The 17,287-nt window shown below is 64.1% G+C and carries 14 protein-coding genes; 7 read left to right on the top strand and 7 right to left on the bottom strand.

Going from position 1 to position 17,287, the window contains the following annotated elements:
• The first annotated feature begins 239 nt into the window (after positions 1–239).
• Both MB84_RS30700 and MB84_RS03705 read left to right on the top strand, forming a co-directional pair.
• Positions 240–503: a hypothetical protein gene (locus tag MB84_RS30700; protein ID WP_211279340.1), complete on the top strand. Its 264-nt coding sequence runs from the start codon at positions 240–242 to the stop codon at positions 501–503.
• 48 nt (positions 504–551) lie between these two features.
• Positions 552–1,007 (top strand): MarR family winged helix-turn-helix transcriptional regulator, encoded by a 456-nt coding sequence (locus MB84_RS03705; RefSeq protein WP_046293374.1) that lies wholly within the window; start codon positions 552–554, stop codon positions 1,005–1,007.
• Positions 1,008–1,101: 94 nt separating this feature from the next.
• On the opposite strand, the gene MB84_RS03710 is transcribed toward MB84_RS03705, so the two are convergent.
• From MB84_RS03710 to MB84_RS03720, 3 genes are all read right to left on the bottom strand, one after another.
• Complete coding sequence (locus MB84_RS03710) at positions 1,102–1,545, bottom strand: hypothetical protein (protein WP_052652922.1); 444 nt, start codon at positions 1,543–1,545, stop codon at positions 1,102–1,104.
• A gap of 253 nt (positions 1,546–1,798) precedes the next feature.
• Positions 1,799–3,178, bottom strand: coding sequence for an MFS transporter (locus tag MB84_RS03715; protein WP_046290803.1), 1,380 nt, complete (start codon positions 3,176–3,178; stop codon positions 1,799–1,801).
• A 350-nt stretch (positions 3,179–3,528) separates the two neighbouring features.
• A complete protein-coding gene (locus tag MB84_RS03720) occupies positions 3,529–5,103 on the bottom strand; it encodes a glucan biosynthesis protein G (protein ID WP_046290804.1) in 1,575 nt (524 codons plus the stop codon).
• 344 nt (positions 5,104–5,447) lie between these two features.
• Between MB84_RS03720 and bglX the strand changes: the two genes are divergently transcribed.
• Entirely contained in the window at positions 5,448–7,790 is a 2,343-nt protein-coding gene (bglX, locus tag MB84_RS03725; protein WP_046290805.1) for a beta-glucosidase BglX, read from the top strand.
• Between the two features lie 9 nt (positions 7,791–7,799).
• Here bglX and MB84_RS03730 read toward each other — a convergent pair whose 3' ends face one another.
• On the bottom strand, positions 7,800–8,699 hold the full coding sequence (locus tag MB84_RS03730; protein ID WP_157122861.1) for a LysR family transcriptional regulator: 900 nt from the start codon (positions 8,697–8,699) through the stop codon (positions 7,800–7,802).
• Positions 8,700–8,805: 106 nt separating this feature from the next.
• On the opposite strand from MB84_RS03730, the gene MB84_RS03735 reads away from it, so the two are divergent.
• Positions 8,806–9,915: a tartrate dehydrogenase gene (locus MB84_RS03735; RefSeq protein WP_046290807.1), complete on the top strand. Its 1,110-nt coding sequence runs from the start codon at positions 8,806–8,808 to the stop codon at positions 9,913–9,915.
• Here the strand turns inward: MB84_RS03735 and MB84_RS03740 are convergent.
• Positions 9,882–11,288 (bottom strand): LLM class flavin-dependent oxidoreductase, encoded by a 1,407-nt coding sequence (locus MB84_RS03740; RefSeq protein ID WP_046290808.1) that lies wholly within the window; start codon positions 11,286–11,288, stop codon positions 9,882–9,884. The two genes, MB84_RS03735 and MB84_RS03740, sit on opposite strands and share 34 nt — an antisense overlap.
• A gap of 212 nt (positions 11,289–11,500) precedes the next feature.
• Between MB84_RS03740 and MB84_RS03745 the strand changes: the two genes are divergently transcribed.
• On the top strand, positions 11,501–12,649 hold the full coding sequence (locus tag MB84_RS03745) for an ABC transporter substrate-binding protein (protein WP_084009592.1): 1,149 nt from the start codon (positions 11,501–11,503) through the stop codon (positions 12,647–12,649).
• A gap of 132 nt (positions 12,650–12,781) precedes the next feature.
• The gene (locus MB84_RS03750; protein WP_084009593.1) at positions 12,782–13,786 is read left to right on the top strand and encodes a GlxA family transcriptional regulator; all 1,005 of its coding nucleotides are present in this window, start codon (positions 12,782–12,784) and stop codon (positions 13,784–13,786) included.
• An 18-nt stretch (positions 13,787–13,804) separates the two neighbouring features.
• Here the strand turns inward: MB84_RS03750 and MB84_RS03755 are convergent, their stop codons facing one another.
• A complete protein-coding gene (locus MB84_RS03755; protein WP_052652924.1) occupies positions 13,805–14,914 on the bottom strand; it encodes a DJ-1/PfpI family protein in 1,110 nt (369 codons plus the stop codon).
• Positions 14,915–15,028: 114 nt separating this feature from the next.
• Positions 15,029–15,952 carry a LysR family transcriptional regulator gene (locus MB84_RS03760; RefSeq protein WP_046290809.1) on the bottom strand — a complete coding sequence of 308 codons (924 nt, stop codon included), beginning with the start codon at positions 15,950–15,952 and terminating at the stop codon, positions 15,029–15,031.
• 174 nt (positions 15,953–16,126) lie between these two features.
• Between MB84_RS03760 and MB84_RS03765 the strand changes: the two genes are divergently transcribed.
• Positions 16,127–17,233 carry an NADH:flavin oxidoreductase/NADH oxidase gene (locus MB84_RS03765; protein WP_046290810.1) on the top strand — a complete coding sequence of 369 codons (1,107 nt, stop codon included), beginning with the start codon at positions 16,127–16,129 and terminating at the stop codon, positions 17,231–17,233.
• Positions 17,234–17,287: the final 54 nt, after the last annotated feature.

Raw genomic sequence — 17,287 nt, forward strand, 5'->3', positions numbered from 1 at the left:
CGAACGCATACGCGTGACATTGCTGATGCATTGGCTCGCACCGCCGCTCGCGCGTCTCGTGGGTTATATGCCGGGCAGCCACCTCGGCATCGGTGAGGACCTGCCGAAAGACGTTCTGCTCGAATGGAGTGGCTGGACGAGATTGCCGAACTACTTCTTCGACGATCCGTCGCTGGATGCCGACGCTCGTTTTGCCCGCGTGCGCACGCCGATCCTCTCACTCGGTGTCGACGACGATCTTGGGCATCGACATGCTCGTATCACGGCTTCGTCACGCGAGCGTGACGCGCCGGGAGATTTCGGCAAGTCTTTCGGACACCGGATCGATCGGGCATATGGGATACTTCCGCCAGCGTTCCGGCGCATTTGCATGGCCGGACACCATCGACTGGTTGTTGTCGACGGGCGCAGTGAATGCCGGGGAGCGTCGCACGGGAGCGGATGTGTCGACGTACGACGGCAGGATCGCCCGCAATCCCTTGATCCCGAATCCTTCAGACTGACGAGACGGCATGCCCAAACGCCAGGCGTCCCCTGCGACCGAAAAAACTGTGAGGCAAAGCAAGTCGACGACCGAAGCGGCCGACCGACGCCTGTTCTTCCTGCTCAATGTCGGACAACGTCGAGTGCAGCAGTGGATCGACGCGCGCTCATCCGAGAACGCGGGCGTGAGCGCCGCGCAGGCGGGCGTGCTCTTTTACCTGCTGCATCATGAGGACGCGCTCGTCGGCGAAGTCGGCGCAGCGTTGCAACTCTCCCCCTCATCCATGACCGGGTTGGCGAACCGTATGGTCGTCGCCGGTCTGCTCACACGCTGGGCCGACGCCAACGATGGCCGTGCTACGCGTCTGCGCATCACCGCCGCCGGTCACAAAGCCATCGCACGTGCGCGCGAAGTGCTGGCCGAACTCAACGACCTGTTACACGACGGTTTCACCGAAGCCGAGCTGCGCGTCGTAGCGCGCTGGCTCCGGAATCTGCAAGCGCAGTTCCCGGCAGAGGGCTGACGTCAGCGTCCCGACGACGCAATGCGTGCGCAGCGCACCACGGCGATATAGCGACATAGCGACGGTGGTGACGGTAAAGCGCCAACGCGTGGCGTCAGTGAATCGCCAGCGCGTTCGACTGCGCGTTCGCGATACCTGCCGCCACGTTCACGCCGATGTTGCCTGCGGCACCCATCAGCGCGCACTCGCCGAGCGACGCGTTCATCGCGCCCGTCACCGTGGCCGCATTGCGGATCGTCTGGGTCGTGTCGATCGACACGCGGCTCGCTTGCGCGATCACGATCTGATTCGACTGCACGTTGAGCGCACCGGCGGCGGCGTTCACGCCGAAGCTGCCGTGAGCGTCGCGCAGCGCATCGGCGCCAAGCGATGCGACGACGGTCGGATGGCCGTTGAACACGGCGTCCGTTGCGATGGTCTGCCGGGTGGAGAGCTGGACGACGCTGGCGTCGTCGGGTGTGGCAGCGGCGGTGGAGAGGGAAACACAAGCGCTGGCAACGGCCAGCACGAAAGCACTCAGCGAAGCGAGACGCGGCATGTTGGTCTTCCCCAGATCGTCCGTTGGGACGGATATCTGGATAACGGCGCCTGAGGCGCTCGGGTTGAATGTTTTTCGTGTGTCGCGCGCACGCTTTGCCGATATTGGTTTGCCCCTGCTTCGGCGTGCCGCTACATCGAAAGCCGCAGTCGTTCCCGTGACCGCCGCGGCGCGCATTCTCGCATGACGACACGTCGCCGTGCCGTCATGCCTGCGCGCAAAAATTCACCCGAACCGCGCTTGACGCGCGAGATTACGCAGGTTCTCCCGCGCCGTTCGCCAATCCCGTCGAACGCCCCTTCGAGTGCATCGCGGCCTGCTGCTGCACCGACGCCGATTTCTTGTGGTCGATGAGCAACACGGCGATCACCGCAATGACGGCGGGAATCGCGATTGCCATAAAGTTTTGCTGCAACGGCAGCGACATGCTCACGAGCACACCGATCACGATGGGCGCGAGAATCGCACCGCTGCGTCCCACACCGGATGCCCAGCCGATTCCCGTGCCGCGCGCTGCCATCGGATAGAACTGACCCGCGTAGGCGTACGTCACGATCTGCGTGCCGATGGTCGATGCGCCAGCCAGTCCCACGAGTACGAACAGTACCGGCGTCGGCACCTTCACACCGAGCAACGTGATCGACACGGCGGCGAGTGCATACATCCCCACGAGCACGTATTTGATGTTGAAGCGATCTGCGAGCCAGCCGCCGCCGATTGCACCGAGCATCGCGCCGAAGTTCAGCACGAGCACGAACGTGAGTGCCGAGCCGAGGCTGTAACCGGCGCTGGCCATGAGCTTCGCGAGCCACGAACTGAGCGCGTACACCATGAACAGGCACATGAAGAACGCGACCCACAGCATGACCGTGCTGAAGCCGCGACCGTCCTGGAACAGACGCGAGAGCGGCGCAGCTTGCTTGCGGTCCGTGCCTGGCAACCCGAACTGATCGCCCGGTTGCGCAACATAGTCAGGCGAGAGGCGGCCGAGGACTTGTTTGAGCGTGTCGAGACGTCCGCGGCGAATGAGGAACGGCATCGATTCGGGGAGTGCTTTCATCGCGAACGGCACGAGCAGCGCGGGCACGCTGGCTGCGAGAAACACGGACTGCCAGCCGTACGACTCGATCAGCCCCTTGCCGAGGAGTGCTGCGAGCATGCCGCCGACCGAGTAGCCCGAGAACATGAGTGTGACGAGCGTGCCGCGCAGACGTCGCGGCGAGTATTCCGTCATCTGCGCCACGACAATCGGCATCACGCCGCCGATGCCGACGCCAGCCAGAAAGCGGGTGACGGAGAAACTGATCGGCTCATGCGTGAGACCGGCCGCTGCGGTGAACAGCGAGAACATCAGCACGCAGATGGCGATGGCTTTGCGACGGCCGATGCTGTCCGCGACCATGCCCATCACGATCGCACCGAACATCATGCCGAAGAGGGCGGAGCTGACCATGAAACCGGCGCTGGTCGCGTCGACATTCATCGCCTTCATGATCGACGGCAGCGCAATGCCCGCGACCGCGAGGTCGTAGCCGTCGAAGATGATGATGAGTGCGCACCAGAGCAGGATGCGTCCGTGATAGCCGTTGAAGCGCGCTTCGTCGGCCAGATGATGTACGTCGATGTGTCGCATGCGGGTGTCTCCATAAACGAATCCGCCCTCCGTCGGATCGCGGAGAGTCTTTGGGAATTCTTTTATGACCGACGCACGCGGCAGCTAGGCCGAGCTTCAGTGGGGCAGCGTGAGGCCGTCACCAAAGAAGCAAACCACCTCTATGTCCTGCGATGGGTGGCTATTCATGCAATATCGTGCATGCAGTAAACGCGAAACGGACGTCGACTGCAAGGCGAATTTGACGTTTCTAGGGTTTTACATGAGAAAACGCCGCTCGTAAGTATTTGTTTAATTGTGGCGGGAGATGTGGTGGGAGCGGTAGGGTGTGCGGCGGCAGACCACCGCCGCACGGACAGAATCAATGCAACTTATTGCTTGGCGACGGAGAAGGGCGGGAGTTGATAGCTCCACGTCTCGCTGATCGCCTTCCCACCCGAGACGAGCGCGGCGCGCAGTTCGACGACCTTGGCCGGGTCCTTGACCATCACGCGCAGGTTCAGGCGCATGCCGTGCGTGACCGGATTTGGTTGCAGCGTCTGCTCGATGATGGTGGCGTTATCGCTCACGCTGATTTGCGGTGTGATCGCGCCGGGCGGCAGCGTGGCGAGCGGGCCGCCGTCGAAGTCCACGATCAGGCCGGTACTGCCGTCGAAGTGACGAATCAGATTGGCCTGCGTGATTTCGCCTGCGGTGCGCAGCGTCTGCTTCACCCATGCCAGATTGCGCTCGACGATGCCGCGCTCGTTCATCGTCCAGCGGATGTTGTAGTCGGCCTGCAACGGCGTGCCCTTGGGCGGCAGTTGATCGGGCGTCCAGAACGCACCGATGTTGTCGTTGGTTTCGTCCGGCGACGGAAGCTCGACCAGTTCCACGTGTCCCTTGCCCCAATCGCCCTGCGGTTCGACCCACGCACTCGGGCGCAGATCGTAGCGGTCCTTCAGATCTTCGTATTGCGAGAAATCGCGCCCCCGCTGAAGCAGGCCGAAGCCGCGCGGATTGGTCACCTGGAACTGGCTGATGGCGACGTTGCGCGGATTGTTCAGCGGACGCCAGATCCATTCGCCGTTGCCCGCGTGAATGCCCAGGCCGTTCGAATCGTGCAGCGCCGGACGGAAGTTGTACGGGTCGCGCTGCTGGTTGGGTCCGAACAGGAACATGCTGGTGAGCGGCGCGATGCCGAGCTTGGTCACCTTGTCGCGCATAAACACACGCGCCTGTACCTTCAGAACGGAATCCTCGCCTGGCGTCAGATCGAAGCGATAAGCGCCCGTGGCGCGCTTCGAATCGAGCAATGCGTAGAAAACGAGATGCTTGTCGCCCGCGTTCGGGCGTTCGATCCAGAACTCGCGAAACGCCGGGAATTCTTCGGCGATGGGCAGGCCGGTGTCGATGGCAAGACCGCGCGCGGACAGACCGTAGATCTGGCCTTTGCCGATCACGCGGAAATAGCTCGCGCCGAGCACGCTCATGACTTCATCGAGCTTGCCGGGTTCGTTGATCGGGTAGAGCACACGAAAGCCCGCATAGCCGAGGTCGTGCGTGGCACTCCGGTCGAGCTTGAGATCGCCGAAATCGAAGCGCTTGCTGTCGTACTTGATCTCGTCGATCTTCGCGTTAGCGCCGCTGCCCACGATCTCGTTGATCTTCACCGGCGTGCTGAACTGCATGCCCTGATGATAGAAGCCGAGCTTGAACGCCGTTGGCTGGTCGTTCCATTCGAACGCTTCGCGGCGCGGCTGGATCTTGATGTAGTCGCCGAACTGCATCTTTGCGAAAGCCGGTGTGAGGTTGCTCGCCGGGGCCGCGTAGGGCTTGTCGGCGAGCGCCTTCGCGCGGGCGGTCACGTCGTCGAGGGAGAACGCATTGGCATGCGCGGCACCCAGCAGGGCGGCACCGGCCAGGAGCGTGGGCACGAGCGCACGAGCGCGTCGATGCCAGGACATGGCGGGGGAAAACTGAACCACGAATCTCTCCAGTAGTTGGGGGACGCCCGGATGCGGCGACGCACCGTGTCCCGTGTTGCTCGATGTAGGCCGGTCGGCGCCTGTTGTCATGCAAGGGCGCGACCGATAGCGAAGCGAAATCGCTCAGAAAATTTCAATTGTGGCAAAGTATCGCACTTCGCGTTATGCATCCGGGGCGTCTGCGGTTTTGACGGCCCGCACGGCATAACTCCAGTTGATACGACGGGACCGGGCGGTATGGTGTCGACGCGTCGGCATTTGCCGATGCCCGCGACATCGCTCCCGGCTTGCGTCGCGCCACATTGGATCGCTCACAGATGACAATGTTCTCCGCGCTGGCCCTCGCTGCCAGTCTCGCCACCGGGGCCGTGATGGCGCCGGCCTTTGCCAACGCCGCTCAAGCCTCCGACAACGGCAGCAACGGCGGTGTTCCCGTCGCCATGCCCTCGGCGTCCGCCAAGCAACGTTTCGTCGACGATCTCATCGCGCGCATGACGCTCGAAGAGAAGATCGGTCAACTGCGTCTGATCAGCATCGGCGCGGACATGCCGCAGCCGAAACTCATCAAGGAAATCGCGGCCGGTCGCGTGGGCGGCACGTTCAATTCGGTCACGCGCAGCGAGAATCGTCCGCTGCAAGACGCCGCCGTCAAGCAAAGCCGTCTGAAGATTCCGATCTTCTTTGCTTACGACATCGTGCACGGCCATCGCACTGTGTTCCCGATCAGCCTCGGCCTCGCGTCGAGCTGGGACATGACGGTCGTCAGGCAGGCGGCACGCGTGGCCGCGCAGGAAGCGAGCGCGGACGGTCTGGACGCCACGTTCGCGCCGATGGTCGACATCTCGCGCGACCCGCGCTGGGGCCGCACCTCGGAAGGCTTCGGCGAAGATCCCTATCTGGTGTCGCAGAGCGCGCGCGCCAGCGTGCAGGGCTTTCAGGGCACCTCGTCTGCCAATCCGGATAGCCTGATGGCGTTCGTGAAGCACTTCGCGCTGTATGGCGCGGTGGAGGGCGGACGCGATTACAACGTCGTCGACATGAGCCCGATGCGCATGTATCAGGACTATCTGCCGCCGTACCGCGCCGGTATCGATGCAGGCGCAGGTGGCGTGATGATCGCGCTGAACTCCGTGAACGGCACGCCCGCGACGTCGAACAAGTGGCTGCTGCGCGACCTGCTGCGTGACGAATGGGGCTTCAAGGGCGTGACGGTGAGCGATCACGGCGCGATTGAAGAACTGATGCGTCACGGCGTGGCGAAGGATGGCCGTGAAGCCGCGAAGCTCGCCATCGAGGCGGGCGTCGACATGAGCATGGCGGATCAGCAGTACCTCAAGCAGTTGCCCGATCTCCTGAAATCTGGTGACGTGCCGATTCGCTTCATCGACGACGCCGTGCGCGAAGTCCTCGGCGCGAAGTACGACATGGGCCTCTTCGCGGATCCCTATCGTCGTATCGGCAACGCGGCGCAAGACCCGAAAGATGTGTACGCCGACGACCGTCTGCACCGTGACGCTGCGCGTGATCTCGCGCGCAAGTCCCTCGTCCTGCTCGAAAACCGGCACGACACGTTGCCGCTGAAGAAGACGGGCAAGGTCGCCGTGATCGGGCCGCTCGCCGATTCGAAGCTCGACATGATGGGCAGCTGGTCGGCGGCGGGAAAGCAGGCGCAGGCCGTCTCGCTGCTGCAAGGCGTGCGCGATACGCTTGGCGACAAAGCGCAGGTGACGTACGCACGCGGGGCGAACATCACCGACGATCCGCGCGTGGTCGAATACCTGAACTTCCTCGACTGGGACAATCCGGAAGTCGTGCAGGACAAGCGCACGCCGCAGCAGATGATCGACGAAGCGGTGCAGGTCGCGCGCAACGCCGACACGCTGATCGTGGCCGTGGGGGAATCGCGCGGTATGTCGCATGAAGCGTCGAGCCGCACGAGCCTGATGTTGCCGGGCAGCCAGTTGGCGTTGTTGCAGGCGCTCAAGGCAACGGGCAAGCCGCTTGTCGTGGTGCTGATGAACGGCCGTCCGCTCGATCTGAACTGGGCGAAGGTCAATGCCGACGCCATGCTGGAGACGTGGTACGCGGGCACCGAAGGCGGTCATGCGATGGCCGACGTGCTGTTCGGCGACTACAACCCGTCGGGCAAGCTGCCGATCTCGTTCCCGCGCTCCATCGGTCAGATTCCGACGTACTACAACCAGTTGCGCATCGGCCGTCCGTTCACGCCGGGCAAGCCTGCGAACTACACGTCGCAATACTTCGAGGAGGACGCCGGTCCGCTGTACGCATTCGGCTACGGCTTGAGCTACACGACGTTCGACGTGTCGAAGGTCAAGCTCTCGGCGAAGACGTTGGCGAGCGGCGGCAAGGTGGAGGCGAGCGTGACCGTGCGCAACACCGGCAAGCGCGAAGGCGAGACGGTCGTGCAACTGTACTTGCAGGACGTGGCGGCGTCGATCGTGCGTCCGATCAAGGAACTGAAGGGTTTCCAGAAGGTGAACCTGAAGCCGGGCGAGTCGCGCACCGTGCAGTTCGCCATCGACGAGAGCCTGCTGAAGTTCTACAACGCGAAGCTGCAATACGTGGCGGAGCCGGGCGACTTCAACGTGCAGATCGGGCTCGATTCGCAGAACGTCCAGCAAGCGACGTTCACGCTTCAATAACGGTAAGCCTCACGCCTGCGACTGGAATTCCCCCGCAAGGAATTCCACGCAGGCGCGCACTTTGGCAGACGACGCCACGCGCGACGGATACACCGCCCAGACATTGGCAGGCTGCGTGACGTCCGGCAGCACCTGCACCAGTTCTCCGCGCGCAATCAGCGCACCCACGTCCCACATCGACCGCAGCACGATGCCCTGAGCGTCGAGCGCCCACTGCACCGCGACTTCGCCGTGGTTCGTCGAGAGCGGCCCCGTCACCTTGAGCGAGACGGACTCGCCGCGCTGCTGCAACCGCCACATGCCGAACGGGTGATCGCGTTCCTTGATGACGATGCAGGCATGCCCCGCGAGATCGCTCAATTGGCGCGGCGTGCCATGCGCTTCCAGATACGCTGCCGATGCGCACAACACGCGATGGTTATCCGCGAGCTTGCGCGCAATGAGATGCGGTGCGATCTCGTCGCCGATGCGCACGTCGAGGTCGTAACCCTCCGCCGCCACGTCGACGATGCGGTCGAACAGGTCCAGCCGGACATTGAGTTGCGGATGCAGCGCACGGAGCCGGGACATCGCGGGCGCCACGACGTGCCGCCCAAAGCCGAAGCTGCTCGACACTCGCAGCGTGCCGCGCGGCACCTGACGCGTGCTCGACACGTCCTCCATCAGATGACTGACGTCGTCGAGAATCTTCTCTGCCCACGCGTAGACCCGCTCGCCGGCGTCGGTGATTGCCACGCGCCGTGTCGAGCGGTGCAGCAGGCGTGTCCCGAGGTCGGCCTCCAGCATGCCCACGCGCTTGCTCACGTAGGCTGGCGAGACGCCCAGCGCCTCGGCCGCTGCCGAAAAGCTGGCGCGGCGCGCGACCTGGCAGAACACGCGCAGATCGTCGAGATTGGGATTGACGGGCAGGGGTTTATTCACGATTCGTGGATAGTGGATTAACCGATTGGGGGATTTTATCCACGTTGGAATGGAATAACCTAGCAACATTCGTCAAACGTTCAGGAGACAGACCATGACCGAAGCGTCCCAACGCCCCCAGCGTCCGTTCAAGATCGCCGTGATCCCGGGCGACGGCATCGGTAAAGAGGTGATGCCCGAAGGCCTGCGCGTGCTCGACGCCGCCAGCAAGCGCTTCGGCATTCCCGTCGAGTATCGGCACATCGAGTGGGCGAGCTGCGACTACTACGTTCAGCACGGTCAGATGATGCCGGATGATTGGAAGCAGCAGCTTGATGGCGTGGACGCGATTCTGTTCGGTGCGGTGGGCTGGCCCGAGACGGTGCCCGATCACATTTCGCTGTGGGGATCGCTGCTGAAGTTCCGCCGCGAGTTCGATCAGTACATCAACCTGCGCCCGGCGCGTCTGTTCGACGGTGTGCCGTCGCCGCTCGCGAATCGCAAGGCGGGCGACATCGATTTCATGATCGTGCGCGAGAACACCGAAGGCGAGTATTCGTCGATTGGCGGTGTGATGTTCGAAGGCACGGAGCGTGAGTTCGTCGTGCAGGAGTCGGTGTTCACGCGTCAGGGCACGGAGCGCGTGCTGAAGTTCGCATTCGAGCTTGCGCAGCAGCGCGAGCGCAAGCATGTGACGGTCGCAACGAAGAGCAACGGCATTTCGATCTCGATGCCGTGGTGGGACAAGCGTGCGGCCGAGACGGCCGCGAAGTATCCCGACATCACGTGGGACAAGCAGCACATCGACATTCTGTGCGCGCGCTTCGTGCTGAATCCGGATCGCTTCGACGTGGTCGTCGCCTCGAATCTGTTCGGCGACATTTTGTCGGACCTGGGGCCTGCGTGTACCGGCACCATCGGCATTGCGCCGTCTGGCAACCTGAACCCCGAAGGCAAGTTCCCGTCGCTGTTCGAGCCGGTGCATGGCTCGGCGCCGGATATCGCGGGCAAGAACATCGCGAACCCGATCGGCATGATCTGGACCGCCGCGATGATGCTCGACTTCATCGGTCGGGGCGATGCGCGTACGCGCGCCGCCCACGACACGATCCTCGCCGCCATCACGCAGATCATCAAAGACGGTCCGCGCACCGGCGACATGGGCGGGCGCGCGAACACGACCGAAGTGGGTCAGGCGATTGCGGCAGCCGTCTCGGCCGGTTGATCCACTGAGCTAGCATGCGCCGCCGATGCAACGTCGCGCGGCGCAAAGTACCGGTTGGGCACTGCCGGTACGCCGAGATTCTCGCGGAAGGTGCGGCCTTCGTACTGCGTGCGAAACAGGCCGCGTCGCTGCAACTCCGGCACCACCAGATCGACGAACGACGTGATGCCTGCGGGTGCGCTCGGGAACATGATGTTGAAGCCATCGGCCGCGCCCGTCTCGAACCAGTGCTGAAAATCGTCGGCAATCGATGCCGGTGTGCCGACCAGCACGCGGTGTCCGCCCCCGGTAAAGCGCGTATATAGCTCGCGCACGGTCGGCTGCTCGCGTCGTATCCAGTCCACCACCAATTTCTGACGGCTCTTGTGCGAGTTCGTCTCAGGCACGTGGTCGGGCAGCGGCACCTTCGCGTCGAACGGCAGGCTGCCGAGATCGATGCCGAGGCTCGCATAGTTCGTCAGCGCATTGAGCACGACCGCCGGATCGCGATGCGACAGCAGGCTGTCGTAAAGGTCTTCCGCTTCCGCTTGCGTGCGTCCCACGATGGGCGAGACACCCGGCAGGATGAAGATGTGTTCCGGCTGGCGTCCGTACTTCAACGCACGTGTCTTCACGTCGGTATAGAACGCGCGGGCATCCTCGATATCCTGTGCCGCCGTATAAAGCAGTTCGCCCGCACGTGCGGCCAACTCACGTCCCGCCTCGCTCGACCCTGCCTGCGCGATGACCGGCCAGCCCTGCACCGGACGCGGCGCACTGAGCGGCCCGCGCACGCGGAAGTGCTTACCCCGGTGATCGAGCGTGCGGATGCGCGACGGATCGGCCCACTGGCCGGTCGCCTTGTCGCGTGGGAAGGCGTCGTCGGCGTGGCTGTCCCAGAGGCCGGTGACGACGTCATAGAACTCGTTTGCGCGCTCGTAGCGCACCGCGTGGTCGACGTGATCGTCGCGATTGAAGTTTTCGCCGCCGCCGGTGGACGTTACGAGATTCCATCCGGCGCGCCCGCCGGACAGATGGTCGAGCGATGCGAACGCGCGCGCCACGTTGTACGGCTCGCTGTAGGTGGTGCTGACGGAGGCGACGAGGCCGATGTGCTTCGTCGCCCCGGCCAGTCCTGCGAGCAGCACGACCGGGTCCCAGCGCGGCGCGCCCGGGCTGTGCGCGAGCGCGACCGGGTCCGTCGACACGAAGAGGTTGTCGAAGAAGAACAGGGCGTCGAACAGACCGCGCTCCAACTCTTGCGCGTAGTGTCGGTAGCGCGCGAACTGCGAGTCGGCGTCCGTGTCGGTGTCGGGGTGACGCCAGCTGTCGCCCTGCACGCCGGAACCCGACATGTAGGCGCCCAGCCGGAGTTTGCGGGCAGGTTGCGTCATGGGCTTGCTCTCTCGATTTCGGTAAACGATAACGATAGGCGCACGACACACGTCGCCACAAACAACGAAATCAGATAAGCAAACCGCCATAAGCAAACTCGCGCGCCACGGGCTATGGATCGCACCAATCGATGGTTGGGAATGCGCCGGGGCGTGCCTAGACTGGCACATCCTCCCACTCTCAAAGCTGCGCCGATGCGCGGCGACATGCCATGACGAACACTGCCTCTCATGCCGCCCCGCCGGTCAGTCCCGTGCTCGACGCGTTCATTGCGGCGTCCGCCATCGCCTTCGGGCTCTACGTCTCCGCTCCGTCGCGGGCCGCGATGGTGCGTGCCACGCTGGCACGCTCGGCGAAGCGCGACCTGCGAGCGTGTGCGCAAGGCCGCTGGCCGACGTGGCGTGCGCGCTTGCGTCGTGGGGCGGCGCTGGCGCTGAGCGTCGCGGCGATCCTGCCGTTCTCGAGCCGCGCAGCCGACAAGCCGGTGCTCGTCGTGGGCGATCAGGCGTACAACGCGCAGAGTCTTTTCGAAGCGTCCGGCGCTTTGCAGGACGCCCCCTATACCGTTTCGTGGAAGCAATTTCCCGCAGGCACGCCGGTCGTCGAAGCAGTGAATGCCGGTGCGCTCGACGTTGGGTTGCAGGGCGACGGCCCGGTGCTGTTCCTCGCCGCGCAGGGGGCGCCGGTCAAGGTCATCGGCATCTATCGCGACAGTCCGGACAGCGTGGTACTGCTCGCGGGACCGCACACACAGATCAAGACGGTCGCCGATCTGAAGGGTAAGACGGTGGCCATCACGCGCGGCGGCTGGTCGCAGCAACTGGTGCAGGCGGCGTTGGTGTCGGCCGGGCTGCCGCTCGATTCGGTGAAGTACTCGTATCTGGCGTCGGTCGATTCGGCCGCCGCGTTACAGGCGGGCAAGGTCGATGCGACGGCGACGTGGGAGCCGTACGTGACACGCTTGCGTCAGGCGGGCGCGCGCACCGTTGTGACGGCACGTGGCCTGATCGCCGCGCAGAGCTATCTGTCCACGACGCAGAAGGTGATCGACAGCAAGCGCGAATTGCTGGGGGACTTCGTGCAGCGCTATCAACGTGCGCGCGAATGGTCGCTGGCGGACGCGAAGCACATCGAGCGCTACGCCGACGTCTGGGCCGCGAAGTCGCGCGTCGATCCGAAGCTGGCGCATCAATGGTTCAGCACCTCGCGCATTCGGTATGAACCGCTGACCGACGCCGCCATTGCCGAGGCGCAGAAGAGCGTCGACGACTTCGTTAAAACCGGCACGCTGACGAAGGGCTTCGACGTGCGCGGCCTCTTCGATACGTCGTTCAACAAGTTCACGCAGGCGGCGCGGTAAGCGAGTTGCATCGCACACAGTAAGCACGCATTAAGCAGGCATTAAGCAGACATTAAGCACCGGCGAACCACACGCAAGGGCTACAATGCACGCCATCCGGCGGGCGGGGCGCCCGTCTCTCAGGGGAATTGCGTGTCAGCCAGTGCTCCCAGCGCGCCGTCTTCCGGCGCGCCAACCATCAGTCGTCACGTCGTCATCGTGGTGTTCGACGGCGCTGAAGCCATCGATATCACCGGTCCGGCAAGCGCCTTCGCGAAGGCTTCGATGGCGGTGCCGCACGCCTATCGTCTGACGGTGGCCTCGCCGCGTGGCGGCAACGTCCTCACGAGCGCGGGTCTCGCCATTGCAGATACGACGCCACTCTCGTCATTGGACGTTGCGTCCGGCTTCGACACGATCATCGTGGCAGGTGGCGAGGAGGACGCGTTGCGCCGCGCCGTACTCGAAGATGGCGCGCAACAGTGGGTTGCCTCGGCGGCGCCGCACGTGCGTCGCATGGCAAGTGTCTGCACCGGGGCGTTCGTGCTGATGGCAGCAGGGCTGCTCGATGCGCGTCAGTCGACCACACATTGGCGGGCGTGCGATCTGCTGGCATCGATGTGCGCCGCCACCGACGTGCAGCACGACCGCGTGTTCGTACGCGACGGGGATCTCTGGACGTCGGGCGGTGTGACCACCGGCATCGACATGGCGTTGGGCATGATCGAAGCGGATCTCGGCCGCGATGTCGCGATGGATATCGCGCGCGATCTGGCGTTGTTCGTGCTGCGCGGCGGCGCGGAATCGCAAGTGAGCCATTCGCTGGCGATGCAGCAGGGTGCGACGTCGCCGGTGAGAGATGTCATCGCATGGATCGAGAGCCATCTCGATGCCGATCTCAGTGTGGACGCATTGGCCGCCGTCGCCCGCATGAGTCCTCGCAATTTCTCCCGGGCGTTCTCCCGCGATACCGGTGTGTCGCCTGCCCGTTACGTCACGCGGGCGCGGGTCCATTTCGCCAGATCGTTGTTACGGCAGACGGCGTGGACGCAGGCGCGCATCGCGCAGCGCAGCGGCTTTCGCAGCGTCGATGCACTTCAACGGGCGTTTCGCGAGGCGTTTGGCGAGCCGGTGTCGGCGCATCGGCAGGTCCAGTGATGGGGGGGGCGTCCGGCGCTAGCGCAAGCCGTCCGGATACTCCAGCGACAGCGCAACGAGGTCGCGCGTCGATGCGCCATACCGTTGCCCGATAGCATCGAGCGCTGCCGTGAAGTTCGCCATTGCCGATGTGTGGGATGCGAGCGCGATGGTGCGCACCGGTGTTACGGAAATGTCCATCTGAGGAACAAGCCGCAACCCGCTGGCCATTCTGACGGTCCGCGTCCCCTCATGCACGGCGATGGCCTCGCTACGCCAGGTGCGCGACCACGCGTCGGACACCAGCGCGAGCGAGACGTCGTCGACGCCATCGCTGACGGGAATGGCGAGCGTTTCGTGTCGCCAGAAGGCTAGCCAGTGACTGGCAATCGTCCAGAGTCTCGACGCATCGAGCCGGAATCCCGCGCTGGCATGGCGCGCCGACCAGTCGGTGACACCGAGCGAACGTGCGACGTCTGCTGCACGCTTCTCTCCGGCAATCCCTTCCACCAGCGCCAACGATAGCGGTAACGACGCACTGACGCCGGTCGTCGTGACGATGCCGTCGTCATACAGATAGCGCACGTCCGACACATAGCGAGCGGTGGGATTGTCTTTGCGCAGATCGTCGCGATCGTACCAATGGCCCGCGAATCGCTTCTCACGCAACAAGCCAGCCTGACTCAACACCTTGGCACCGGAGCAGATGCCGACGATTAGCGCGCCATTCGCCGCCTGACGTTGCAGCCATTGCAGCACACGAGGATCGTTGTCGACGTGCATGGCGGGAACGATCACGACGTCGGCACCGCGAGGATAACGCGCATCGAAAGCGGTCAGCGTGGTGTCGGGGACAATGCGCAACGCAGGCATCAGCGTGACGTCTCCCGCTTCGACCGCGACGGCCTCGACCTGCCCGATGCCCGCTCGTTTGAGTACGCCGTAGGGCACGAGGAAATCGGTGGTCTCGGTGCCATCGTTGAGCGCCATGACGGCGACGACGGGGTCCTTCGGTCGGTTGGCGAGCGCAGCGAGCAAATCCTGACGCGCTTGCGGGACCGCATCGACTTCAGGTGAGTCCGCTGCTGCGCCTGCCGTCACGAAGGAGAGGCAGACCAATGCGGCGAGCAAAAGGCGGGGATAGCGCATGACAGGGCGAATGCAACGAGAAGGCTCTCAGCGTACCGATTCCCGTCGAACACCCGCAATGACAACGATGCCGCACTTCCTGCCAGCGGGGCCGTTGGCGGGGCGGGCAGAATCTCAGGCGCTCGCCCGCTGCAACACCTTTTCTCCACCGAACGCACGCGGACGCGGCGCATCGACGCGCTCGCGCAGCAACTCGACCGCCCGTTGTGCGCGTGCCGACAGCGGCCACTCTGCGCGATGAATCAGCCACAGCGTGTCCACTACGGGCGGGCCGCAATCCACGACGCGAATGGCATCCTGTGACGCGAACGCCTGCCGCGCGTACTGCGGGATGACAGTGAACCCGAGACCGCGTGCGACGTATTCGAGAATCAGGCTGATCTGATTCGTGCATCCCTTGCAGGGCAGACTCTGCACCCCCGGATTGCCCGGAAAACGGCGACTGAGCAAGCGCGTCGACATCGCCTCGCCATCGGGGTGATCGATGAAGCCGATGCGCTTGAGATCTTCCCACTTGTGCACGTCCTCACCAGCGGGCACCACAAGTTCGAGCGGCTCCTGCGTGAAAGGCGTCGCCGTGAGACGGGGATCGTCGGGGCGCAGCGTCACGAGACCCAACTCGAAGTGATTCTGAAGAATGCCTTCGAGCACTTCGCGGTCGGGCGCGAAACGATGACGCACGGCCATCGCGGGATTCGCCTGTTGCATGTCGAGCAGGATCGGACACAGATACAGCCCGATGCTCCCCGGCGTGATGAGGTTGATGTTGCCGCACTCCTCGTTCGCGTCCTCGAGGCTGGAGCGCAAGTGTCGGCCCGCGCACTCTACCTGTTCGCAATAAACGAGCAGCGCCTGACCGGCGGGCGTCAGTTCCACGGCACGCGGGCGTCGCACGAGCAACGGGCCGAATTCCTCTTCGAGATGCTTGATGTGCTGGCTGACCGCTGCCTGCGTCAGCCCCAACTGGTCGGCGGTACGAGTGAAGTTACCCAACTCGGCAAGCGTGGCGAAGGATTTGAGCCACTGGGGATTAACCATAATGAAGTGTTATCGAATCTATAATTTGCAGATAGTTTCCATTATAGCTATGTGGGGCTACCATTGCTTGCGTCGACCGAACCGGTCGAGATGCCGTGAAGACCGGCCCGAGCCGCAGGCTCCGCCGACCGGCACCGCTGTGCCCCGACAATGCCCCCCCATTAGAGAAACCTCATGTCTGCCCTGTTTTCCCCGTTTGAACTGAAGAGCGCGAAGTTGCGCAACCGCATTGCGATCCCGCCGATGTGCCAGTACAGCGCCGTCGACGGCGTGACCAACGACTGGCACCTCGCCCACTACGCCAGCCTGGCGCGTGGAGGGGCGGGTCTGGTGATCGTCGAAGCGACCGCCGTGTCGCCCGAAGGCCGTATTACGCCGGGATGCACCGGTCTGTGGAACGACGAGCAGACCGTTGGCATGGCGCGCATCGCCGCGGCCATCAAGTCGCATGGCGCGGTGCCGGGCATCCAGATTGCCCACGCGGGACGCAAGGCCAGTGCCAACCGTCCGTGGGAAGGCGACGACCATATTGGTGAAGACGACCCGCGCGGCTGGCCGACGATCTCGCCGTCCGCCGTCGCCTTCGGCGGCGATCTCGGCAAGGTGCCGAAGGCCATGACGCTTGACGATATCGCCCGCGTGAAGGCAGACTTCGTCGCCGCCGCACGCCGTGCGCTCGCCGCTGGCTTCGAATGGCTCGAGCTGCACTTTGCCCACGGTTATCTGGCGCAGAGCTTCTTCTCTTTGCACGCCAATCATCGCGAAGACAACTACGGTGGCGACCTCGCTGGCCGCAGCCGTTTCCTGCTGGAGACCCTGGCTGCCGTGCGCGAAGTGTGGCCGGAGCATCTGCCGCTCACCGCGCGTTTCGGCGTCATCGAATACGATGGCCGCGACGAAGAAACGCTGGCCGAATCGATCACGCTTGCGCGTCAGATGCGCGAGGGCGGTCTGGATCTGCTGAGCGTGAGCGTCGGCTTCTCGACGCGGAAGGCGAACATTCCGTGGGGGACGCCGTTCCTCGCACCGATTTCGGAGCGCGTGAAGAAGGAAGCGGGCATTCCCGTGGCATCGGCCTGGGGCATCGACGATCCTGTCGTTGCCAACCGTATCGTGGCCGACGGCCAGTTGGATCTCGTGATGGTGGGCCGCGCTCATCTGGCGAACCCGCACTGGCCGTACTTCGCTGCGCGCGAACTCGACGAGAAGCGCCCGACGTGGGTGCTGCCCGCCCCTTACGCCCACTGGCTTGAGCGCTATCGCGCACCGCGTGCCGCCTAAGTCAGATCAAGCGGGCCGCTGCATAGCCTGAAATACAACGCCCCCGGACGTCGT

It is taken from the genome of Pandoraea oxalativorans (assembly GCF_000972785.3).
Taxonomy (GTDB): Bacteria; Pseudomonadota; Gammaproteobacteria; order Burkholderiales; family Burkholderiaceae; genus Pandoraea; species Pandoraea oxalativorans.